Source organism: Halanaerobiales bacterium, assembly GCA_035270125.1.
Classification (GTDB): Bacteria; Bacillota; Halanaerobiia; order Halanaerobiales; family DATFIM01; genus DATFIM01.
In genome coordinates, this window is sequence record DATFIM010000022.1 from 15,883 (window position 1) to 40,821 (window position 24,939).

Here is a 24,939-nt window from a genome sequence, read left to right on the forward strand (position 1 = left end):
TTATTTTAGATTAATAAAAAGATAATCAATTTTACCATTACGTAGTTTTTTTGCATATTTTCCTTTGATTTTAGATCCTTTTATCTCAATTTTTTCACCATTAATTAAAAATTCAAAACTTTTTATTTTAACTTTATTATCACCAAAAGTGTTTTTATTCTTAGGATTATTGTAAACAGCAATCGTATGGCCTAATAACCTAAAAGCAAAAGAATTTTTTGGTATTTTAAAATTTACTTTTTTCTTTTTAGACAACTGAAAACTAACATCTCTATCTTCCTGGGTAAAAATATCTTTTTGTAGAATTGGACGTGGCTTAAAACATAATTTATTATTTTCATAAACAAATGGCTTAGGACCAAAAGCAATCAATGACCAAATATGCAAAAACTCTGCTGTTGACCCACTCAAACGAGCTATATATCCACGACCATGATTTTTAACATCAGTATTTAAGCTACTCATAATAAAAGAACTATTTTCTAAAATACTTCTACCATATCTTTCTGGATCTTGAAAAGGAATTAAAACATCTTTCATAACCTTATAAAATTCTTCATTTAAATTACTTTTTAATAACTCCAAAAGATATTTATATTCCATATGAAGCCAAATTGAACCATTTTCTAACCATCCTGAACTAAAAGCTCTGGCTCTACCTATATCATCTGGCATATCTGAAAGATCTCCATTAAGTCGATACATCTTCAGTTTTTTATCATATAATTCACTTTTACAAACACTTTGATGTAAATCAAGTATTTTCTCTTTATTCTCCAATATTTTCATGGCCCTAACCTGTCCTTCAAGAAAAGGAGGAAGAGCATGCTGTGCAAATTCTTTTACCTTAATATACTGATTACCCTTTTTCGAATAAAACCCTGTTTTTTCATATTCTTCTGGTAAATAGTAATAATAGGTATTGTAAAGACCACTTTTTTTGTTATAAGATTTCTTAATTGCAGAATTAAGCTTCATTTTACTCATATTTAAAAAAGATTTAAGCTCATTATATTGCATTTCTTTTGTTTGTCCATTTATACCTTTGAAAACCTTATTTCTGTAAACTTCCTTTAAGCTAGTAGCTTGATCCCAATAAGAAAAATCGTCTTCTTGTTTCTGCCATTTTACTAATTCCTGTTCCAGTTCTCTTATAAAATCATAAACTTCTACAGGCAATTTGACATTAGGTTTTATTTTATCTATTTTTTCTATTAAAAAATCAACTAATCTATATAATTCCATAACTTCAGGAGTTGAAGAACCAAATATTCCAGGCAATCCATTTAAAGCATCATACCATCCCGGTTTATTTGCTTCCATTTCAATCCCTACTCCTTCAGGATCAAAAGATGCTAATTTATTAACTACTATTGCAAGTAATTTATTCATTAAATTTGTTTTAAATATCTTTCCGTTTTTCTTTCTTAACTGTTTAGATTTAAATTTACGATTTTTTATTTCAGCTTTTTTCTCTTCATCAACTTTAACTGCATCTAACTGTCTGGGGCCATTATTTGTTAGAACATATTTTTCACTTCTGGGATTTACGCGGACATAATTATCGTAATAAGTATAACTATTATCATTTATAAGCAATTCATATTCTTTTTCAGGATAAACAGCCAGGTAGTTTTTAATTAAATCTAAAAGATATGTCCAGTGATCTATCCAAAATCCTTCTCCATGCTCAGCTTCTATTTTGCTTTCTGCTTTTTTCATAATTTTATTTATGAATTCTTCTAAAGAAACACTAAGTTTAACCTCATTATCAGTTATAAATAGACCTAAATCACCAGGAGTAAATTGTTTTTTTAATCTATTATCTACTAAAGTTTTTTTGTTTTTTACTAATTTTATAAACTCTTTTCTATCATTTCTTTTCAAATGAAAACTCAGGCCTTTAATTAATAATGGATTAAATCCATCTATTTGAATGAGATTTGCAAATAGCTTTATATTTGACTTTTGAACTTTTGGATTAAATAAATTATCAGACCTTCTATTCTGATTAACATCTCTATAATTCCCATTACCCTGTGAAAAATAATTAGGTTCTAATTGAAAAAAATTATAATCTCTTTCCAAATCACCATGTTTACGAGAAAAAAGATGATAAGTATGATCTCCAATTTCAGAAGGAAATCCTCCTCTAAGAACATTATCCAAAAAAGTCTGTCTGCAGTATTGATCAAATTGAGAATAATTACTTACTGTAAAAATATGATCCAAATAATAGTTATGTATTTTTTTGTTTTCTTTTTCTTTATAATTAACATAACCTGGTTCTAAAATTTTCTTCTTTATAGTTTCAAGTTTTTTCTTTGAACTAGTGTGACCATAAAAAGAATTAATAACTATTTCATCTCCACCATTCACTTTTTTTATAACCGAACTCATAGCTGATGGATAACGATTTTCTAAAAGTTGTTCCCCCTGAAAATCAGCTAATATTTTTCTTTCAAAATTAACTGGGTTTAAAAAAGATTTATTATTGGCAAAGATGATCTCAGGATCTACTAAAGGTTGCAGTATTTTATTATCACCATTATCAGAAGAAAAAGAAAGAAAGAAATGACCAGAATTTATTTCTTTTACTTCAGGTTTATCATCAGCAGTTGCACTTATTCTAAAAAAAGGCATTTTTTCTTCCATATTATCAACTCTACACCAACCAGACATAGTCTGGCTAACTTCCTTTAGAGCTTGATTTGATAACCCTTCAGGTATCACTTCAGGTAAACCATCAAGAACTTCTAATTTTATATCTTTATCAGCTAAATTTTTGATGTTCACTCTTCTTACCAATGAGCCAAAGTTTTCTCCTGGTAAAATAAAATAATTTATTAAAATTTCAAGATCTAATTCATGATTTACTTCTTTTAATGTTAAAGAATAAGGTTCAATTATCATTTTATTTTTTATCTTATCTGAAGTTTTCTTAAATGGTTCATATACATAATCAGATTCAATAAATTTAATAAATGTTCTAAAACCTTTAAGGGGAGTTAGTTGATATGATTTATTAGCAGGATTGAACTCCATAATAGCGTGATCCTTATTTTTTATACCAAAACTAGCAATCCCCTGTCCCCTATTTACATAAAAAGCCCAGATAGGAACCCCCATTTTTCCTGCAATTCCTGGTAAAAAACTGGAAAAGGTTTTTTGTTTTTGATAATTTTCTATTATAAATTTTCCTTTTTCATTTAGATGCACAAAATCACTCCTTATTAATCATAATTTCTTAATTCACTAATCTTTAGATACATTAGTTTACTTTTCCAAACCATTATTTTTAATTACTTTTTTATACCATTTAGCACTGTCCTTCAGATACCGTTCTTGACTATTATCATAATCTATATATACCAATCCAAAACGTTTATCATAACCATAAGCCCATTCAAAATTATCCATTAAAGACCAGACATAATAGCCCTGCAAATTCACACCATTCTCAATAGCTTTATGAGCAGCTTTAAAATGTTTTTTCAAATATTCAATACGCTCATTATCTTTAATCCTTCCATCATTTAACTCATCTTTAAAAGCTGCACCATTTTCAGTTATATAAAGAGGTAGATCACCATATTTTTCTTTAATTTCTATCAAAAGATCATACAATCCTTGAGGATAAACTTCCCACCCCATATCAGTATATTTACTACCTTCTGGCTTAATATTACTAATTGGTATAATTTTGTTATTACTATTATATTTTGTTACAGCTCTGGTATAATAATTAATTCCTAAAAAATCTATTTCTTTAGCTATTAACTTCATATCATCATCTTTGATTTCAAATCCGCCAACTGCTTGATTATAAATATTCAAAAGTCTTCCTGGATATTTCTCTTTAAAAATCGGATCTAAAAACCAGTTGTTTATATTTTCTTTTGCTAATTTCGCTGCTTTTTTATCTTTTTTAGAACTACTTGCAGGATAAGTTTGATGAAGATTAAGAGTAATACCAATTTCTCCATCTAAATTTTTACTTCTAAATCTTTCAACAGATTTACCATGGGAAACTAAAAGATTATGAGAAGCATTTAAAGCTAATTTCAAATCATTTAGTCCTGGAGCATGTTCTCCCTTATGATGACCTAAGAAAGAAACAACCCAGGGTTCATTATGAGTTATCCAACGATCAACCTTATCTCCAAGCTCATCAAACATTAATTCAGCATATTCTGCAAAATATTCAGCTACATCTCTATTTGCCCAGCCTCCTATTTTTTGCAATTCAAAAGGTAAGTCCCAATGATATAGGGTTAATGTAGGTGAAATTTCTGCTTCAAGTAACTTTTCTATTAATCTTTTATAAAAGTCAAGCCCTTTTTGATTTACCTTTCCCTTTCCATCAGGAATAATTCTTGGCCAGGATACAGAAAACCTATATGTATCCAGCCCCAATTGTTTCATGATCTCTACATCCTCTTCAAATCGATGATAATGATCACAGGCCACATCTCCTTTATCAGCATTCTTTACATTACCTGGAGTATGACTAAAACTGTCCCAAATGGACATTTTCTTTCCATCTTTATTCCAGGCTCCTTCTATTTGATATGAAGCTGTAGCGGCTCCCCAGATAAAATTATCAGGAAAAAAAAGTTTGTTCATTAATTAACACTCCTTCAATTTTTAATTGTTTCATAGAGTTATAGTGATAATATTCTAAATTTTTTATTAAATAAAATTTATTTTGTAACCGATTACATTTCTTCTTGTTATTATATTCTTGATTAATTACAATAACCCTTTTTTTATTTATAAATTTTTTTCGACAAATAAGTTGATTAATCTCATAAAAAACTATATAATGATAGACAAAGTTGTATAAAGAAAATAAATAAAATAGAATAAATAAAAATATAAAAGGAAGTGAAAAAACTGGAAGCTCGCACCCATACTTTATTAGCAAAAAAAATCTACAATTTTTTTAAGAAAAGAAATGTGAATTTATCTAAATTTTGGCTGACTATAGGAAGTGTTAAACCGGATTTTACTAATGACGATATTAATCATTATAAAGATGAAAGTATATATTTGTTTTACGAAAAATTCTCTGAATTAAAAAATATTGACCCAGAAAAAGATATTAAAAATTTTTCAATGAAATTGGGAGAAATTTTTCATTATACTGCTGACTTTTTTTGTCATGCTCATAATAATAAAAAAATGGAGAATAATTATCTATATCATTTTAAATATGAATGGCAACTTAATAAATTCGCTTATAATTCTAAAAGTGAAATATTCAATCTAAAACATCTCGATCCCTATATTTATCAATTAACATTAAAAGAATTGATGAATTATAAACATAAGGAATACTCAAATAAAAAAACTTCTTTTAAAAATGATCTTTTTTATTCTTTTCAATTTAGTATATTTATAACTAATAAATTACTTGCCAATGCCTATAATCAAAAACTATCTAATCCAAATTTCAATCTAAATATAGCAAAATAATTTTATGTATATCAATTAAAAAACCTCGACCTAAATAGGTCGAGGTTTGTTTATTCCCAGTTTTATTACTTTTTATAGTTTATTTACATTTTCTGCTTGTGGACCACGGTCACCTTCAACAATTTCAAATTCTACTTCTTCGCCGTCTTCTAGTGACTTAAAACCATCATCCTGAATTGCAGAGAAATGTACAAAAACATCATCTCCATCTTCTCTTTCAATAAAACCATAACCTTTTTTACTGTCAAACCACTTAACTTTTCCTGTGTAAATCATTTAAAAAATTCCTCCTAATTTTTAATAAAGTGAGCTCTTTCTTAGATTTTTTTGCCCACAAAATATAGTATATAGTAAAAATGATCATAAGTCAAGTGATAACCATTTAATTACGTAAATAATTTAGTGGATTGGCTGGTCTTCCATTAACTTGAACTTCAAAATGTAAATGTGGACCTGTAGAATTTCCAGTATTACCAGATCTAGAAATCACTTCACCTCTATGAACATATTCTCCATTATGTACAAGTAATTCAGAATTATGAGCATATAAAGTTTTTAAACCTTTCTGATGTAGGATAATTACTAAATAACCATAGCCTGAACTCCAACCACTATAAATTACCCGACCATCTCCAGCTGCTTTTATTCCAGTTCCAGGATTTACTGCATAATCAATCCCTTCATGCATCCTACCCCATCTAGGTCCATAATAAGAAGAAATTCTAGCATTCACCGGAGCTATAAACATCTGTTCCAATCTATCTTTATAACTAAATTCAGGAACTGCCCCAGGTAATAATAAAGTTTGACCAATTTGAATTTTTTCAGGATTTTTTATTCCATTACTGTTAATAATTTTTGTCCTGCTAATATTAAATTTATTTGCTATTGAACTTAAATTTTCTCCAGGAGAAATATTGTATAATATCCCCTTTACAGGTAATATCTTTATTTTCTCTCCAGGTTTAATTCTATTCATATTACTAATATCATTAGCACCTATTAAAGTATCAATATTTATATCATATTTATTTGCAATACTCCAGAGTGTTTCTCCTTTTTTAACTGTATGTTCTTTTATTTTTTTCAGTAGTGAATTTTTTTCTATTATTTCTTTTCTTATTCGACCAATATTATATAAATTTCTATTTTCAGCTAAAGCAAAATTTTGATCTGAATTAAATGTATTTATATTTTCATTTTTATCTGAAGTTAATTTTGTATTTATTAATTCCAAATTATTATTATGATTTTCTGTTATTAATTCTACATTTGCTATCATTCTCTGATTAATTTTTGGTTTACTATCTTCAGAATTAGAAATAAAAGAAATAAATGAAACTAAAATAAAAATTGGAATTAATATATAAATTAGCTTAACAGATTTATTCATTAGTCTTTTCAGCTCCTAATTAAAATAATTACTTAAATTCATATTTATTATACCATTTATTTTATTGTTTTGTAAACAATTATAGCCTACTTCTTTTATTTTGAACTTATTTACTAAATTATTTTTATTATTTTCTGAAATTTTTAATAAACTATGTTATAATTGTAAAAACAATTATTTTAAAAAAAGGGGGGACCAATAATAAAATTAATTAACAGAAAAAACAAATTGACTAATGCTATATTTTTAGTTTCCGCCTATCTTTTAATTGTTCTTGGAATTATGCTTTTTATCCCTTTTTTATTATCTATATTTTTAAGAGAAAATTCTAATATTCAATATGCATTTTTAATTCCTTCAATAATTTCTTTAACTACTGGTTTTATAATAAAATTTTTATATAGAAATATAGAATTAAAATTAAATGTAATTTCAAGTATGGTTTCAGTTACTTTTGCCTGGATCCTATCGTCTTTTATAGGCTCAATTCCTTTTAAATTAGGTTTGGATGAAAGCTATCTCGATTCTTTTTTTGAATCAGTAAGTGGTTTTACTACTACTGGAATTACTGTGTTCCAAAAATTAGAAACAATGCCAATGTCTATTATTTTTTGGAGAAGTATGATCCAGTGGCTTGGTGGTTTGGGAATATTAACTTTTTTCCTATTAATTACCTTTAGAAGTGAAGGAAATCATTGGCAATTATTTTCGGCTGAAAGTCATAAAATAAATACCAGCCGTCCAGTTCCAAATGTATATAAAACAATAAGTATTTTATGGAGTATCTACATATTATTTACTTTTATTCAAATAATTTTATTAGTGATCTTTAAAATGCCTTTTTTTGAAGCTGTAATCCATAGTTTTACAACTTTATCTACTGGTGGTTTTTCTAATTATGATGCAAGTATTGGTCATTATCAATTAAGTGGCCATCCATATTACCGACAAATAGAATATATAATAATTTTATTTATGACTCTTGGTGGAATTAATTTTATAGTTCATTATCAAGCTTTAAAAGGAAATTTAAAAAAATATATCGATAACATTGAGATGAGATATTTTTGGCAAATTATAATATATGTAACAACTATAATATTCATTGGAAAAACAGTTCTAGATACTCAAACCATAATGAATTTAGAAGAAAATTTTAGAAAAATTCTTTTTCAGGTTGTCTCTGTTATGACAACAACTGGTTTTGGTACTGAAAGTATCGGAGGGGCGTTTTTCCCGGCAGTAGCCAAACAATTATTTTTACTTTTAATGTTAATTGGGGGTTGTGTAGGTTCAACATCTGGAGGAATAAAAGTAATTAGAGTTGCAATTCTAAACAAATTATTTATTAGAGAAATCAAAAAAATTTATTTACCAAAACATGCTGTCATCCCGGTAACTATTGATAAACAGACTGTTGAAATTGAAGAAATATTAAAAGTAGCTGCCTTAGTTTTTGCCTGGATTTTTTTGATTCTTATAGGTTCAGGAATAACCGCAGTATTTTCTGATTTATCAGCATTTCAATCAATTTCTGGTATGTTATCTGCAGTCGGAAATATTGGTCCATTTTATTTTTCAGTTAGTAAAATGGCTTCTCTTTCACCAGTTATAAAAATAACATATATTATTGGAATGTTAGCAGGAAGACTTGAAATATTACCGGTATTTTTAATATTTTTTCGTAATGTCTGGAAATACAACTAAAATCAGGAGGAAATATTATGTATATAATAATCGCGGGTGGAGGTATAGTAGGACGTAATCTCACTAAAATGTTAGTAAAAGATCACGATGTTGTAGTAATTGACCAGGATAAAAGAATATGCGAAAGGTTATATTCAGAATATGGAGTTTTGACAATTAATGGAGATGCTACAAAAATTGAAACTCTAAAAGAAGCAGGTATTGATCGTTGCGATATAGGAGTTGCTGCTATGAGATATGATTCTGATAATCTAGTTTTTGCGCTAATGGCAAATAATTATGGAGCAAATAAAATTCTTACAAGAATGAGAGAACCCGAATATGAAAGTGCCTATGAATTAGCCGGAGTCACAAAAATTGGTTCTGCAATTGATATTATGGTCAATGAATTTTACATAGAAATTGAGGAACCTGAGATAAGAAGGGTTGCCTCAATAAGTAATGGGAAAGCTGAAATTTCAATAATTACTATTCCTGAAGATTCTAAAATAAAAGGAAAGACAATATCTGATATAGTACAAAATCCCAGTTTCCCTGATGATTGTATTATAGCCGGTATTTTCGACATCAAAGAAGATGAGCTAATAATTCCAAGAGGTAATCAACGTATCTATGCAAAAAACCAGGTTTTCTTAGTAGCTTCTGAAGATAACATTATACAGGCAGCTTCATTTTTGAAAAGTTAGTTTTTATTTAAAAAATTATCTATTATTGCAATTAAATCCTCAAGTCTATCAATAAATGGAGAATGTCCGGAATTTTTAATAATTTTTAATTCAGCATTTTCTCCGATCCCTTCTACAGTTTCTTCTTGCATTTCTCTAGTGACAACTTCATCATGATCACCATAAAAAACCAGGGTGGGGACTTCGATTTCATCTACCTCACCTGTTCCTTCTATTAAACCATTATGTTCATGTGATATATTAAAATAACTTAAGGCAAAATTAAAATCAACTAAATTTCTTTGTTTAAGCATTTCATCTATATATGCCTCATAGCGGTTACTTTCAGGTGTATGAGTAGTAAATTTAGATCTTTCACAAACTTTTTTCATTGTCCAGCGAGCAATTTTATTTAAAATGAATTTATCTTTCCATTTGTATGCTTTCAATGCAGGTTTAACAACTTCTTTAATTTCTCCACGAGAAGCCAGATATTCTCCATCTTTATAGATCGGAAAACCTTTTATACTTGAACTTTCAAGTAAAATTAGTCTTTGAACATATTCCTGATAATTTATAGTAAACCTCATTGAAACTGTACCACCAGCACCCCATCCTATTATATTAAATTCTTTTAAACCTAATTTATCGCAAAATAATTTAAGGTCTTCAGCAAGATCTTCAATCCTATCAATTTTTTCATTATAAGAAGATTCTCCAAATCCTCTCAAATCAGGAGCATATAAGGTATATTTCTTTTCTGATATATTTTCCATAAATAAATCCCAGTCTTTTGATGAACTGGTATTTCCATGAATAAGTAAAATGATTTTTTCTCCTTTTCCAGTTTTTCTATAAGCAAGATTTTCACCATTATCCAATTTTACTTTATCAAATTCAATTTCATTAGCCATAGTTACATCTCCTCTTAAAATTTGATGATTGCTTCCATAATATATTATTAAAAAAATATGCTCTATTTCCTTCTTTTAAATAAAATTTTTTCAAAAAAAATAAGCTCTTATCATAAATATGATAATGATAAGAGCTTAAAAAATTAAATTTTATATTTTTTAATACCTATAAATAGCTGCTATTTTTTCATTTGCTGGCATCTCTTCTTTATTTAAAATATATATTTCTCCACCATTCATTATAGTATAAACAGCTGCTTCATTGTATAAATCAATATCTTTTGAACTGTTGTCTATTTCTATTTTTTCATTATCATGATTAAATAAGCCTCTTTTTTCACTATCACTCTGAATAAATAAAGAGTCTATTTTACCATAATATGCTTCTTTTATTATTTTTTTGAAATCAGTATCAGTTTTATCACTACCAATTAAATTTTTATATTTATTTATAGCTTCAATTTTATAATTTTCAATATATGGTTTTACAACTTTCCAGGCTTTATTTAAAATTTCCCCTTCACTAATTTTATCAGGACTCCCTTTAATAAATTCTTTAAGCAAATTATTATAACTATTTGCTTTCTTATAAAGAGGAAATACTTCTTCAACACACATTACTATTAGTGGATCATTTCTATTATGCAGATAATCATATACTGCCTCATCTATTTCTCTTAAATATCTCAGAAAATCTTCTTTGTTATCTTCATCTGTTACTCCCTGCCCATGATAAATCGCAGAACCATTACCAGAATTAGAATGATATTGTATTGTCTTTTCGGGATCATCATACTTTAAAGTATCTTCAATACTATCAGGAGAGCCTTCAAGTTCAATTTCTCTTATATTTTCTTGTGTACTTTCAAAAAATTTATTACTATTTTTACTTATGGTTAATATATAAAATTTCCTATCTTCAAAAAGTTCAGGAATTAATTGCTTTATTAAAAAATTATTTTCTACAGCAATTTCTTCTACAAAATTAAGAGGTAAACGATAATAATTTATACTTTCTTTCGAAAGAAATACAGCTAAACCAATACTTTGTTTAAACCAAAAATCTCTATTATTTGTTAGTTCCCGAAGAGGTTTTAAAAATTCATCAACTTCACTATCATTATAATCCCATTTTTCTTTCAGCTTTTCTCTGATTTCTTTAATCATATTTTTCATTCTAATTTTCATCTTGTTCACATCATTACCGGCTTTTCGACTTGTTGGCATATATAAACTAACACAGGGCCCTTCATTTCCACTAATCAATTCTTGAATATCACTCTTCATAATTTTATCCACATTGTTCCCCCCTGTTTAAATTTACCTTTATTTAGTTAATAGCCAATACTTAATTTAATAATAACAAGCGGTAAAAAATATTTCAAACTTCATAATATTATTATAATTCGCTAAATTAAATGTATTTCCTGCTTTATTTATTTCTTAATTTCATAGCTTTTTTAGGATAATCAGTTATAATACCATCTACCCCAATATTTAATAAAGTTTTAATTTCTTTTTCAGCATTAACCCCAAATACAAAAACTTCTAAGCCATTCTTATGTGATTCATCTATTAATTTCTTAGTAGTCACAGAATAATGAGGATGTAAACTTTTAATATCTAATAATTTGGCATAATTCCATGGTTCATATATATTTGAAGTGTAGAGTATGCCAGATTTAATTTTAGGATCTATTTTTTGAATTTTTTTAATACTATAGTGATTAAAAGATGAAAAAATTACTTTTTCTTCTAATTTTAATTTTTTTACTAAATCAACTGCTCTTTTCTCAATATTAGGGTATTTTACCAGGGAATTTTTTATTTCAATATTTATTATCTCACATGTTTTTAACTCTGCTAATACTTCCTTTAAAGTTGGAATTTTAGCTTTATCAAAAAAATTACTTTCTAAATTATATTGTCTTAATTCACTAAATTTCATATCCTTTATACATCCCTGACTATCTGTGAGACGTTCTAGATTTTCATCATGTATTACCACAATTTCATTATCAGAAGTCAAATGAATATCAAGTTCAACCCCATCAACTCCAATATCAACAGCTTTTTTAAAAGCTGAAAGAGAATTTTCAATTGCTATTTTGGGAGCACCTCGATGCCCCAGAATATAAGGTTTCATTTTTAATATTCTTCTACTATTTTATCATATTCAAATCTAGTTTCACGGGGATTTAATTTTTTATTTTGATCAAAATAACCCATTGAAATCATCATTGTAATTTCATAATTATCTTCAATATCATATAGTTCTCTTGTTTTTTCCTGGTTAAATCCAATCATCGGGTGAGAATCTACTCCATAATATTTAGCTGAATACATAATACTCATAGCCAAAAGAGAACTATTTCGAATTGCATAAGATATTTTTCTACCTTCAGTATTATAAAGTTTATTATTATTATAGGAAATAACCTTTTCTATTTTTTCTTCAGTAATTTTATTTAATCTTAATTTTTCATCCCATATATCCTTATTTCTTGCATAACCATCTTTATCTCCTAAAATAATTAAAGTAACTGGTGCTTTTAAAACTTTTTCTTGATTACATGCTTCTTCATAAAGTTCTTTTCTTTTACTTTTTGATTTTACAGCTATTATTTTCCAGGGCTGTGTATTAAAACTTGAAGGAGCTAAAACAGCTAAATTTATTATTTTTTTCAATAATTTATTATCTAAATCTTTTTCCGGATCAAAAAAATTAACAGAACGTCTCTCTTCCGCAAGTTCTTTAAATGACAAATTTTTATTCATAATAGCCCTCCTGTTTATTTATTAAGAATTATTACTATAATTATATTAACTTAGTTTATATTTGTCAAAAAATTAATAAATTATAAAAATTGCACTACTTTTGCAACACCAAGCGTCAATGCATAACTAACATTAATTAATAAAAAATTTTGAACTGAAAAAATAAAAGTTTCATTCTTTTGTTGATTTTTAAAAAATTTATTTATATTATTTTTAACAGGTATATAAGTAAGTAATACAAGCAAACTAAATGCAGGAAGAATATTCAAAAGGACAAGAATAGTAATATTTATATAACTAATATAATATAAAATTTTAAATAATTTCAATGCTTTCTCAACACCAATATGAATAACTAAAGTAAATCTTTTGTTTTCTAAGTCATCTTCAATATCACAGACATTATTTGCTAACATTATATTAGCTATTCCATTAACTGCCGGTAATGAAACAAAAAATATTTTGATAATCTCTTTATAGTTAAACATAATATTAATTAAATTATTTTTCAGTAAAATATTCACGATATCAGTTGAAAAAACATGAATATATGTTGCTAAAAAAATAATAATAAATCCCATAAAAAATCCAGAAAAAATTTCTCCAAGAGGCATTCTAGAAATAGGGATAGGTCCATATGAATATAAAACTCCTACAATAAAAGAAATTATTCCCAAAATTAAAACAACAGAATCAGTATTCAAAAATAAGAAAAATCCTGTAATTGAGGCAATACTAAATAATATTATTATTGTTTTTATAACCGTTGCTTCTTTTATATTATAATGAACAATCGCATTATGTTTTTCATAGTTATATCCATGTTTTTTTTCAGCTTCTTTATAATCTATATAATTATTTATTGTAGTTGCCACCATATCAAAACTCAAAAGAGAAATAAGCATAAGTAAAAAATTTTTAATATCAAATTGATTATAATTATATATAGCAAATAAACTACCAGTGAAAAAAGGGACCATACTGGCCACTTTGGTTTGAATCTCAACCAATTTTAGAAAACTTTTAATATTCATTATATCAGCTCCGGAATTAATTGGTAATTTTTGACTTTAAAAGAGTAAGTATAATTTTAAATTTTAACTCATCACTTACAGTTTTGGCTAATAATTTATTATTAAATACAAAATTAGGGATATACTTATTATTTTCTGAATTTCTTTTCTTTAAATTTTTATTTATTTTTTTCATTAAATCCTGCAAATTATAGATATGATATCTATTTATATTTAATTTCTCTGCTAGGACTTCTAACATTCCGGCAATAATATACTTATAATCCTGTTTTTTATCAATATCTAACATTTCAGCAATATAAGGAATTAATTTTTCAAATAATAGTCTTTTAGGGGGCATCTTTTCTATTTTAAATATTTTACCTGTTTCTAAAATATCATTTTCACAAATATCACATAAAAAATTAAAATAATATTCATCATTATAAGAAAAATCCAGATAATATTTCTTACCTATTAAGTCTTTAAATTTTTTCATAGTATCATAATAACCCATATTAAGATTTCTTCTTGCTTTCTTTTTACTAAAATCTACCGTTAAACCAAGATCATCTGAAGGCTCAATTTCAATAATATTTAGATCCATTTCACTTAAATCAGGACTTCTACCTAAACCAAAAGTCCTAACAGCTATTATATTTTTATATCCTCTTTTTGCTAATAAATTAACTGGTAAATTATTATAAAAACCACCATCTAGAAAAATTTTGCCATCAACTTTTTCTCTAATAAAAAAAGGTAAATAGGCACTGGCCATTAGATATTCAGCCAGTTTTCCTTCAGGAATATCTTCTAAATATAATTCCATTGGCTCTTTATCAGTTAAAGAAATCGTTACTATTCCAAAATCTTTACCGGAATTTCTTATTTTATCTTCTTTAATATATTGTTGTAAAATTTCCTTTATTTTTGAGTTATCTACACCCTTTTTTTCAAATATGTCTTTAACTTTATTATAAAAATATATAAATGTTTCTTTAGTAATTTTTAGATCTTTTAAATCCTGAAAATAATTATCATTAATTTCATAAACTTTTGAAGGCTTAATATTGTACCATAGATTATAAGCTTTTTCCAGATCATCCTGGATCAACATTGCTCCATTTAAAGCACCTACTGATGTACCACTTATTCCCCCAATTTTAATATCTAATTCAGCAAGAGCTTTAGCTGCTCCAATATGATAAGCACCTTTTGCTCCTCCTCCTTCTAAAACCAAACCATAATTTTCTTTTTGCATTTTAATCACCTTTAATAAATATTTTTAAACTACTGAAAATACAAACCAGACAATAATTATGATTTGTAATATAAATTTAATAAAACCACTTCCTAAATAAGCTATTAAAGTGGAAAATGCAATTTTAAATGATCTATCTTTATCACGATTACTTATATATTCAACTACCAGAACACCAAAAAACGGACCAATTATTAATCCCAAGGGCCCTAAAAATATCATACCAGCTAACAATCCTAAAAAAGCACCTAAGATTGATAAATTATTTCCTCCTGATTTTTTTACAAAATATGCATTAGCCAAAAAATCAGCCAATTGAATTAAAATAGTTATAAAAGCCAAAGAAATAAAAAAACTTTGAGATAACACACTATCATTTAAGAAAAAATGATAAACAGCTACTCCTAACCAGATGGGGATAACATCAGGAATAATTGGAATAAAACTTCCAACAAGACTCAAAATGAAAAATATTCCAATTAGCAAATACAAGAAAATATCCATTTAGCATCACTCCTGTTTTTTAAGAATCATTGTCCCCATTTTTTTCATTGTTTGTAGGTATTATAAGATTATTTTCACCTTCAAAAGAACGCAATTCACCCTGACAAAGATTGGTCATCCAATTACCGAACCCAGGAAAGGGACCTTCTCCAGGATATTCTGGAATCAAATTTTTAACTGTCAAAGCCATTCTACGAGCAAAATCTTCATTTGTTTCATCTTCTTTGGCATAATGAAGATCACCTATTCTAACTTTCACCGGTTTTCTAAAATATATCTCTTTACTACCAGCTATTGCAAGAGGTAAAATTGGTATTCCTAATTTTTTAGCTAAAGAAAATACACCTACATGAAAAGGAAAAAGCTCACCTTCTTCATGACCTATTCTTCCTTCAGGAAATATTGCTAAAATCTCACCTGATCTTACAACTTTAAACATTGACTTTAAACCTGCACTTCTAGAATGGGTTCGTGTTCGATCAATTGTAATTATAGGTTTACCCATAAAATCAATAAAATTCTTATTAAATTTAGTATCATAAATACCTTCATATTCAGCTACAAAAATTATCCTTGGTTCTGCTGGAAAAATTGAATAAATTAAAAAAGGATCACTCCAGTTTAAATGATTTGAAATCAAAATAAATGTTTCATCTTCAGGAATATTTTCTTTACCTTCAACTTTTAAATTAATCATTGAGTTTAATAAACCTGTTGCTAATTTCTTTGTTATTTTGAATTGAATTGGCGGTTTAGCCATTAATATCACTCTCTTTCATTATGAAATCTAACTTAATATATAGCTTTTATCTTTATTAATAATTCTAGATTGCATTTACATTTCCTTCCTATCTTTAAAATGCAAACTTTATTAAAAATTGAAAATAAAAAAATTTTTATATATAATAATACTTGAATGGAGGTTAAAATGATTAATACACAAAGTATTGATAAAAAAAATATAATATTATACGGACTTGGTGACCTTTTCGGCGGTGGAGCTTTTTTAATCATTGGAACTCTTTATATGATTTTTTTAACTGATATAGTAGGACTCAGCCCCAGTCGAGCTGGCACTGTTTTAGTAATAGGTAAAATATGGGATGCAGTATCAGATCCTCTAATGGGTTATTTGTCTGATCATACTAAAACTAAATATGGAAAACGAAGAATTTATTTTCTCATCGGAATTATCCCGATTGCCATAAGTTTTACATTATTATGGTATCCTATAGATTTTTCTTCACAGCTATTTTTATTTTTTTATTATAGTTTTGCTTACATATTTTTTTCTACTGTATTTACACTAGTAATGGTCCCCTATACTGCTTTAAATGCCGATATGACCTCGGATTTCAAGGTAAGAACAAAATTATCTACTTCTAGAATGTTATTTTCTCAGTTATCAGCTTTAATTGCAGGGGTCCTTCCCAAAATGTTAATTAACTTTTTATTAAAAAACTCTATTATAATTACTGAATCAAAAGCTTATTTAGTAATGGGAATTATTTTTGGTATTTTTTATTCTCTTCCCTGGATTTTTGTTTTTTGGGGAACAAAAGAACTTCCAGAAAACCATTCAGAAAAAAGAACTAAATTAACTACAAAAATAAAAAGTTTTAGAACCATTTTCGAAAATAAATCTTTTAGAATTCATCTTTTAATGTATATTTTTGCCTATTTAGCAATGGATTTTGTTATGGCCCTTTTTGTTTACTACTTAAACTATTATTTGCAGTTACCAAATCTCTTTTCTTATTGTATGCTAGCAATTTTAACAAGTCAAATATTAATGTTGCCTTTTTATATGAAAATCAGCAACAAATATGGAAAAGCAAAAGCCTATATAATAGGTTTAACAATCTGGGGCTTAAGTATGCTAAGTCTTTTATTTTTGGGACCTAACACTTCTATTTATTTAATCATATTAGTCTGTATTTTCATTGGAGCCGGTCTCTCAGCTGGAGTAATGGTTCCTTATGCCATTCTTCCTTCAATAACAGATGTAGATGAAGTAATGACTCTCAAAAAAAGAACAGGCGTATATTCAGGTCTTATGACCCTTATTAGAAAGTTTGCCCAGGCAATAGCCATGTGGTCAATTGGTATTTTTCTTTCTTTAATCGGTTATGTTCCAAATACCAGCCAGAGTGGTGAAACTTTATTCAACTTAAAAATGATTTTTATATTCATTCCAGTAATTTTCATTATAGCTGGAATAATTTCTGCCTTTAAATTTAAAATTACTCCAAAAAAACAACAAATTTTAAGAAAAGAAATTAACAGATTACGTTCTGGTGGCAAAAGAAAAGAGGTTAAACCCAAAGTCAAAAAAATATGTGAAGAATTATCTGGAAATAATTATTTTAATTAATTTTACTTACATATTCATAAAAGCCTCAATATTTTCTATAAATTTTTCATTCAAATAAATACTTTGAGTTTTTTCTTCTTTGATAAAAATATCATCTGTGATTAAATTATATTTGATATTATCTCTTTGAATTATTTCTTCAGGCATTTTTTTAGTTTCTTTTTCTATAATTAAAATTGGACTTTGATTGTTTTTTATTAATTTTAATGGATTGTATTCAAACCAGGAAATTAAAAAAGGTTGAATATCTGGAGCAAAAAAAGTTCTCAATTCTTGTGAAATTTCTTTTACTTTTTCACCCTTTTCCAATTTATTAATTATGTATCTTGTTTCTGCATATAAATCATTTTGAAGACCATATAGCTGATTTAAAAGTATTTTTGAAGCAGGACCTGTCGGGGGCTCAATAAAAATAAATTTATTTATATCTATTTTAGATTTTTCGACTGCAGCCAGTGAGAGTAGAGCTCCCTGTCCATCACCTACAATATATAACTTATCATAATTTGGATTAATAGAAATTTTTTCAAGAAATTTTATTGACTCTGTAACTAAATCATTATAGTTGAAATCCTCTTTTTCTGTAGTCTTTGCAAAATTAAAGGTATTATTTTCATAATAAAAAACTGCATATCCATTTTTAATAAATAACTCTCTTATCATTTGATATTTCTTAATTGTTTCATCATTTGCTTTACCAAAATCAGAAAAAATCATTAAGGCTGGATAAGGTGGACTAATATCAGGTTCCTTTTCTATTTCTTTCGTTTCTAACTTTTCTTCTTTTTTTGTACTCTTTTCTTCTTTCTCTTTTTTTTCAGATTTTTCTATTTCTTTAATTAAATGAAATCTTCCTTTTAGATTTTTTTGAATATATTCTCCTGTTATTTCATAATTAGAAAATTCCCCAATAAATTTTCCAGTTTCTTCAGCTGGAATTTCAAAATTTATTTCACTGTCTTTATAACTTATATTTTTTAACTGATAATCTACTATATTTTGAGCAGGAATATCTATTGTCCCCTTAATACCATTATTGGTATTAAAAAAATCTATTACAATTTCTAATTCATGATTATTAACTCTAATTTTTCCTGTCCATTTTCCTATTAGATCATTTTCAGTTAATGGTTCAGCATTAATAGGTGTAGCTATACTTATGATTAAAATTAATAAAAATATAATTAAAAAACTATCATTTATTTTCATTTTACGCCTCCTACATTTATAATTTTTATATTTAATTGCTTATATAGTAATTATATCATATAATAGATATGAATTTAAAAAGGAGTCAATAATTTATGGATAAAATAACATACACAGAGTCACTTAATAAAAATTCTGTAATTTATGTCGATGTAAGAACAAGCAAAGAATATAACGAGTCAACAATTCCCGGGGCAATTAATTTACCGATTTTAAATAATAAAGAGAGAAAGATTGTAGGTACTATATATAATAATGAAAGCCCTGCAGCTGCCAAAATGAAAGGTGTTGAATTTATTTCACCTAAAATTCCAGAATTAGTTAAAAAAATTAGAGAACTAAGACAAAAATATAATTATGTTATTATATTTTGTTCAAGAGGTAATCTTAGAAGTAAAAGCCTTGTAACCTTTGCTGATTTAGCAGGTCTTAAAGCTTTTCAATTAAAAGGTGGTTACAAAGCTTATAGGCACTTTATATTAAATAAACTAGAAAATTATAAATTAGATAATCGATTTCTTGTAATCCACGGTAATACAGGAGTTGGTAAAACTGATCTTTTGTATAAATTAAATAATAAAGGCATTCATATTATAGATCTTGAAGGTCTGGCAAATCATCGTGGCTCAGCTTTTGGTGATATTGGACTTAAAAAACCAAGAAATCAAAAAATGTTTGATTCATTATTATGGGAAAAACTAGAAAGTATTACAGATGAAAATATAATTGCTGTAGAAGCTGAAAATCGTAGAATAGGTATGTCTAATCTTCCTCAATTTTTTGTAAATAAAATGAATAATGGAATTCATATCTTAATAGAAAGCTCAATTGATGCTCGAATTAATAGAATCTATAATGAATATACTGATAGTTTTCAAGAAAACAAACAAAAATTTATTCAAAAAACTTTAGATTCAATTGAATCAGTAAAAAAACATTTAATAAGAGATATGGGTAAACAAAAATATAAAAGATTAAAAAATTTAGTCAAAAAGAAAAACCTTAAATCTGTGATTGAAATTCTATTAAAACACTACTATGATCCATTATATAAAAACAAACAAAAAATACAAAAAAACTATTCTTTAAAAATCAATTCTGATAATCTTAATTATATACAGGACAAAATAATTGAATTTATTTCAAATATTTAATTATTGATTATTTTTTCGGCTATTTCTACTGCCTTAAAAGCATTATCGGCATAACCATCAGCCCCAATTTTGGAAGCATATTCTTTAGTTACTACTGCTCCACCTACTATAACTTTTACCTTAGGAAATTCATCTTTGATTTTTTTGGTTATTCTTTTTAAAGAAGGCAAAGTAGTTGTCATTAAAGAACTTAAAGCGACTATATCTATATTATTTTCTTTAATTGAATTTATTATTTCATTATCAGCAACATTTTTACCTAAATCAAAAACTTCAAATCCATTATTTTGAAGCATTATTTTTACAATATTTTTTCCAATATCATGTATATCTCCTTTAACTGTTGCCATTAATAATTTACCTTTTGTTTCCTGTTTTTCATCCAATATTAATGGTTTTAAAATAGCTACTGCTTTTTCCATTGTTTTGGCTGAAGACATTAGTTGTGGTAAATAAAACTCCCCTTTATCATATTTATCTCCTACAATTTTTATTGCAGGAATCAAAATTTCATTTATTATTTCTAAAGCTTCATTTTCTTTTAATAATTTGTCTAAATAATCATCTAAATATGAATCATCTCCATCAATTATACTCTCTTTTAATAAAAAACCAATATCTTTATGATCAGACTTATTATCTTTTTTTATCTTTTCATTATCTTTTTTATGATATTTCTTTATATATAATTGCGCATTTTTATCGCGTTCTACTAACAAATCAGAAGCTTTTATTGTATTTATTATCCCCTCATCTAAAGGGTTAACTATAGCCATATTCAATCCTTCCCGAATTGCCATGGCTAAAAAGCTCCTATTAATATATCTTCTAGCAGGTAATCCATATGAAATATTACTTATTCCTAAAACAGTTTTTAATCCTAATTTTTCTTTTATTAATTTTACAGCTCTAAGAGTTTCATCAATCTGCTCCTGGGAACTTCCTGCAGTAAGTACTAAAGTATCTACAAATATATTTTTTTTAGGTATTCCTAATTTTTTAGCTTTTTCAAGAATCTTTTTGGCAACTTCTACTCTTTTTTCTGCACTTTCAGGTATACCTGAATCAGTTAAAGTTAAAGCTATAACTGAAGCACCATATTTTTTGGCCAGTGGTAAAACTTTATTTATACTTTCCTTTTCAGCAGTAACTGAATTTATAAGAGCTTTCCCCGCATAAGATTTTAATGCTTCTTCCATAGCTTCATAATCACTGGTATCAATAGAAACTGGAATATCACATTTGTTATGAATAGCAAAAATCGCTTTTTTTATATATTTTTTCTGATCAAAATCAGCAACCCCTATATTCAAATCAACTATATCTGCTCCTGATTTTTCCTGTTTGGAAGCTAGTTCCCCTAATAATGATGTTTTACCATTTTTAATTTCTTTTGTTAGCTGCTCATTTCCACTGGGATTAATTTTTTCACCTATAATAGTAGTAGGTATATTTTCTCCAACCCTTACTATCTTTGTTCTGCTGGCAATACTTCCATTTTTCTCTTCTTTTCTTTTTAAAGGTTTTTTATTTTTCACTTTTTCTTTTACTTTTTTTATATAATCAGGGCCAGTTCCACAACAACCACCAATTATATTGGCACCATTTTTTACAGCCTCATTTATATAATCAGCCATATAGTCAGCATCTGCATTATAAACTGTATTTCCGAGAGAATCTAATTGAGGCATACCAGCATTTGGTTTAAAACTTAGAGGAAGATGAGTCGAATTTTTCAGTTTTTCTAACACACTAATCATGTCTTTTGGACCTATACTACAATTAATTCCTAATATATCAGCTCCTACAGCTTCTAGAATAATTGCAGCAGAATCTGCCCCTGTTCCACTGATCGTTTTTCCATTTTCTTCATAAGTTAAACTACAAAGTACAGGTAGATTACTTACTTCTTTAGCGGCAATTACAGCAGCTCTTGCTTCCTGAATATCAGAAATAGTTTCAATAGTTATTAAATCTACACCAGCTTCTTTTAGAAAATTTATTTGTTCGGCAAAAATATTTTTAACTCTATCAAATGTAAAATTTCCAATTGGTTTTAATAATTCTCCAGTCGGGCCAACTGAACCTGAAATAATAATTTCATTACTACTAGCCTCTTTAATAAATTTCACTGCATTTTTATTAATTTCTTCTATCTTATCTGCTAAATTATATTCTTTAAGTTTTAATCTATTCGCTCCAAAAGTATTAGTCTGGATAATATCACTTCCAGCTAAAAAATAAGATTCATGTACTTTTTTTACTTTCTTTTTATTTTTTAAATTCCATAATTCTGGAGGTTCACCTGCTTTTAGACCATTTTTTTGCAATTCAGTTCCAATCGCTCCATCAAAAACTAAAATTTCATTTTTCAATCTTTGTAAAATATTTTTCATCATAACACTCCCTATATCCAAAATCTTTAGTAATTTTTTACTCTATATTTATCTTATCAAAATAATAAAGCTAAAACAATAAGGTAAAATGTGATAAATATCATAGTAATCTTCTCAGCTTTCTATTACAATAATATTGTAAAACAAATTACAAAAATCAGGAGGTATAATTTATGAGTATGTTTTGTTATCAATGTCAGGAAACATCTAAAAACGAAGGTTGTACAGTAAAAGGAGTCTGTGGAAAAAATGAAGATGTTGCAAATCTACAGGATTTACTAATTTATACTTTAAAGGGAATTTCAATATTTGCTGAAAAAGCAAAAGATTTAGGAGTAGAATACAAAAAAGCTCGTGATTTTATTGTTGATGGAATGTTTGCCACAATTACTAATGTTAACTTTGATGAAAATCGTTTTGAAGAAATGATTGAAGAAGGTATTAAATTAAGAGATGAATATCGCGAAAAATTTGAAAAAGCTTATGAAAAAGAAAATGGAGAAGAATTTTCAGGTAATCTGCCAGAAATGGCTGTCTGGACTCCAGAAAATATAGATGATCTTTACACAAAAGCTCAAGAAGTTGGAGTTCTAAATACAGAAAATGAAGATATTCGTTCACTAAGAGAGCTTATGACTTATGGTCTAAAAGGAGTTTCAGCATATTTAAGTCATGCCAGAACATTAGGTTATGAAGATGAAGAAATTTATGATTTCCTCCAGAAAGGTCTGGCCGCTACTACAGATGATAGCCTGTCAGTCGATGATCTTATTGGTATGGTCATGAAAACAGGAGAAACAGGCGTAAAAACTATGGCTCTTCTTGATGAAGCCAATACAGATACTTATGGACACCCAGAACCAACTGAAGTAAATATTGGTGTAAATGACCGCCCTGGTATTCTCGTAAGTGGACATGATTTACGTGATTTTAAAGAATTACTGGAACAAACTAAAGGTGAAGGTATTGATATTTATACACATGGTGAAATGTTACCTGCTAACTCTTATCCAGAATTTAAAAAGTATGATCATTTTATCGGTAATTATGGGAATTCCTGGTGGAAACAGGATGAAGAGTTTGAAAAATTCAATGGCCCAGTATTAATGACTACAAACTGTTTAACTCCTCCCAAAGATAGTTATAAAAATAGAGTATATACAACAGATGTAGTAGGTTATCCGGGATTAAGTCATATTGAAGACAGAGATGATTTTTCTGACACTAAAGATTTCTCAAAAATAGTAGAACATGCTAAAAAATGTGATTCTCCGGAAAAACTCGAAGAAGGTTCTATTCCTGGAGGATTTGCACATAATAGTGTTTTAAGTATTGCAGACAAAGTAATTGAAGCAATTCAGGCCGGAAAAATCAAAAGATTTGTAGTTATGGCTGGTTGTGATGGTAGATTTAGTTCTCGTAACTATTATAAAGATGTAGCAGAAGAATTACCTGAAGATACTATTATTTTAACAGCTGGCTGTGCAAAATATCGATATAACAAACTTGACCTTGGAGATATTGATGGAATTCCAAGAGTGCTCGACGCAGGTCAGTGTAATGATTCCTATTCACTGGTAGTAATTGCCCAAAAATTAGCTGAAGCAATGGATATTGATGATATTAATGAACTTCCAATATCCTATGATATTGCCTGGTATGAACAAAAAGCAGTTACTGTTCTTCTTGCTCTTCTCAGTCTTGGAGTAAAAGGAATTAGACTAGGACCTACACTTCCTGCTTTTGTTTCAGATAATGTATTAAATGTATTAGTTGATAAGTTTGATATTAAACCTATTGGTGATGTAAAAGAAGATGTTGAAGCAATGATGGCCGGTAACTAATTTAAAATATATACAAAAAAAATACTTAACGGGAGGTAGGCTACCTCCCGTTTTTTATATTTACCTATTATTTTTTGTTATTTCATACCATTTTTCCTGTTCTATATTATTAGCAGATTTCATTTTCTTTAATTTTTGATATCTCATTTCTCTTTTCATCTTATGAAAATTCTTTAATCTTTCTTCTTTTAAATCACCATCTTTTATTGCTTTTTTCACAGCACAACTTGGTTCATGAGTATGAGTACA

Annotated in this window: 21 protein-coding genes; 6 read left to right on the top strand and 15 right to left on the bottom strand. The window is 27.3% G+C overall.

Annotated elements, in window-relative coordinates:
* Both VJ881_01220 and VJ881_01225 read right to left on the bottom strand, forming a co-directional pair.
* On the bottom strand, positions 1 to 3,219 hold the full coding sequence (locus tag VJ881_01220) for a hypothetical protein (protein ID HKL74657.1): 3,219 nt from the start codon (positions 3,217 to 3,219) through the stop codon (positions 1 to 3).
* 57 nt (positions 3,220 to 3,276) lie between these two features.
* Complete coding sequence (locus VJ881_01225; GenBank protein HKL74658.1) at positions 3,277 to 4,626, bottom strand: GH1 family beta-glucosidase; 1,350 nt, start codon at positions 4,624 to 4,626, stop codon at positions 3,277 to 3,279.
* Positions 4,627 to 4,887: 261 nt separating this feature from the next.
* Here VJ881_01225 and VJ881_01230 point away from each other — a divergent pair, with 261 nt between their 5' ends.
* Positions 4,888 to 5,478, top strand: a complete 591-nt coding sequence (locus tag VJ881_01230; protein HKL74659.1) for a zinc dependent phospholipase C family protein — start codon at positions 4,888 to 4,890, stop codon at positions 5,476 to 5,478.
* A 72-nt stretch (positions 5,479 to 5,550) separates the two neighbouring features.
* Here the strand turns inward: VJ881_01230 and VJ881_01235 are convergent, their stop codons facing one another.
* Both VJ881_01235 and VJ881_01240 read right to left on the bottom strand, forming a co-directional pair.
* Complete coding sequence (locus VJ881_01235) at positions 5,551 to 5,751, bottom strand: cold shock domain-containing protein (protein ID HKL74660.1); 201 nt, start codon at positions 5,749 to 5,751, stop codon at positions 5,551 to 5,553.
* A 109-nt stretch (positions 5,752 to 5,860) separates the two neighbouring features.
* Positions 5,861 to 6,871, bottom strand: a complete 1,011-nt coding sequence (locus VJ881_01240; protein ID HKL74661.1) for a M23 family metallopeptidase — start codon at positions 6,869 to 6,871, stop codon at positions 5,861 to 5,863.
* Between the two features lie 228 nt (positions 6,872 to 7,099).
* Between VJ881_01240 and VJ881_01245 the strand changes: the two genes are divergently transcribed.
* Positions 7,100 to 8,578, top strand: coding sequence for a TrkH family potassium uptake protein (locus tag VJ881_01245; protein HKL74662.1), 1,479 nt, complete (start codon positions 7,100 to 7,102; stop codon positions 8,576 to 8,578).
* Between the two features lie 17 nt (positions 8,579 to 8,595).
* Positions 8,596 to 9,264 (top strand): NAD-binding protein, encoded by a 669-nt coding sequence (locus VJ881_01250; GenBank protein ID HKL74663.1) that lies wholly within the window; start codon positions 8,596 to 8,598, stop codon positions 9,262 to 9,264.
* On the opposite strand, the gene VJ881_01255 is transcribed toward VJ881_01250, so the two are convergent.
* The 8 genes from VJ881_01255 to VJ881_01290 all read right to left on the bottom strand — a co-directional run bounded on the left by VJ881_01255 (position 9,261) and on the right by VJ881_01290 (position 16,473).
* Positions 9,261 to 10,157 carry an alpha/beta hydrolase gene (locus VJ881_01255; GenBank protein ID HKL74664.1) on the bottom strand — a complete coding sequence of 299 codons (897 nt, stop codon included), beginning with the start codon at positions 10,155 to 10,157 and terminating at the stop codon, positions 9,261 to 9,263. The genes VJ881_01250 and VJ881_01255 overlap by 4 nt on opposite strands.
* A gap of 159 nt (positions 10,158 to 10,316) precedes the next feature.
* Positions 10,317 to 11,456 carry a hypothetical protein gene (locus tag VJ881_01260; protein ID HKL74665.1) on the bottom strand — a complete coding sequence of 380 codons (1,140 nt, stop codon included), beginning with the start codon at positions 11,454 to 11,456 and terminating at the stop codon, positions 10,317 to 10,319.
* Between the two features lie 133 nt (positions 11,457 to 11,589).
* Positions 11,590 to 12,303 (bottom strand): glycerophosphodiester phosphodiesterase, encoded by a 714-nt coding sequence (locus VJ881_01265; GenBank protein HKL74666.1) that lies wholly within the window; start codon positions 12,301 to 12,303, stop codon positions 11,590 to 11,592.
* Positions 12,304 to 12,305: 2 nt separating this feature from the next.
* Positions 12,306 to 12,935 (bottom strand): nitroreductase family protein, encoded by a 630-nt coding sequence (locus tag VJ881_01270; protein ID HKL74667.1) that lies wholly within the window; start codon positions 12,933 to 12,935, stop codon positions 12,306 to 12,308.
* A gap of 80 nt (positions 12,936 to 13,015) precedes the next feature.
* On the bottom strand, positions 13,016 to 13,969 hold the full coding sequence (gene menA, locus VJ881_01275) for a 1,4-dihydroxy-2-naphthoate polyprenyltransferase (GenBank protein ID HKL74668.1): 954 nt from the start codon (positions 13,967 to 13,969) through the stop codon (positions 13,016 to 13,018).
* Positions 13,970 to 13,985: 16 nt separating this feature from the next.
* Complete coding sequence (locus VJ881_01280) at positions 13,986 to 15,209, bottom strand: patatin-like phospholipase family protein (protein HKL74669.1); 1,224 nt, start codon at positions 15,207 to 15,209, stop codon at positions 13,986 to 13,988.
* 24 nt (positions 15,210 to 15,233) lie between these two features.
* Positions 15,234 to 15,713 carry a DUF456 domain-containing protein gene (locus VJ881_01285; GenBank protein ID HKL74670.1) on the bottom strand — a complete coding sequence of 160 codons (480 nt, stop codon included), beginning with the start codon at positions 15,711 to 15,713 and terminating at the stop codon, positions 15,234 to 15,236.
* A gap of 19 nt (positions 15,714 to 15,732) precedes the next feature.
* Positions 15,733 to 16,473 carry a lysophospholipid acyltransferase family protein gene (locus tag VJ881_01290; GenBank protein HKL74671.1) on the bottom strand — a complete coding sequence of 247 codons (741 nt, stop codon included), beginning with the start codon at positions 16,471 to 16,473 and terminating at the stop codon, positions 15,733 to 15,735.
* Positions 16,474 to 16,641: 168 nt separating this feature from the next.
* Here VJ881_01290 and VJ881_01295 point away from each other — a divergent pair, with 168 nt between their 5' ends.
* The gene (locus tag VJ881_01295) at positions 16,642 to 18,087 is read left to right on the top strand and encodes a glycoside-pentoside-hexuronide (GPH):cation symporter (GenBank protein ID HKL74672.1); all 1,446 of its coding nucleotides are present in this window, start codon (positions 16,642 to 16,644) and stop codon (positions 18,085 to 18,087) included.
* 6 nt (positions 18,088 to 18,093) lie between these two features.
* Here VJ881_01295 and VJ881_01300 read toward each other — a convergent pair whose 3' ends face one another.
* A complete protein-coding gene (locus VJ881_01300) occupies positions 18,094 to 19,296 on the bottom strand; it encodes a hypothetical protein (GenBank protein HKL74673.1) in 1,203 nt (400 codons plus the stop codon).
* Positions 19,297 to 19,391: 95 nt separating this feature from the next.
* Here VJ881_01300 and mnmH point away from each other — a divergent pair, with 95 nt between their 5' ends.
* Positions 19,392 to 20,450 (top strand): tRNA 2-selenouridine(34) synthase MnmH, encoded by a 1,059-nt coding sequence (gene mnmH, locus VJ881_01305; protein ID HKL74674.1) that lies wholly within the window; start codon positions 19,392 to 19,394, stop codon positions 20,448 to 20,450.
* Here mnmH and VJ881_01310 read toward each other — a convergent pair.
* Positions 20,447 to 22,846, bottom strand: coding sequence for a homocysteine S-methyltransferase family protein (locus VJ881_01310; protein HKL74675.1), 2,400 nt, complete (start codon positions 22,844 to 22,846; stop codon positions 20,447 to 20,449). The genes mnmH and VJ881_01310 overlap by 4 nt on opposite strands.
* A 173-nt stretch (positions 22,847 to 23,019) precedes the next feature.
* On the opposite strand from VJ881_01310, the gene hcp reads away from it, so the two are divergent.
* Complete coding sequence (hcp, locus tag VJ881_01315; protein HKL74676.1) at positions 23,020 to 24,690, top strand: hydroxylamine reductase; 1,671 nt, start codon at positions 23,020 to 23,022, stop codon at positions 24,688 to 24,690.
* A gap of 60 nt (positions 24,691 to 24,750) precedes the next feature.
* Here hcp and VJ881_01320 read toward each other — a convergent pair.
* Positions 24,751 to 24,939 (bottom strand): hypothetical protein (locus VJ881_01320; GenBank protein HKL74677.1); only part of this gene is annotated, 189 nt, incomplete at its 5' end.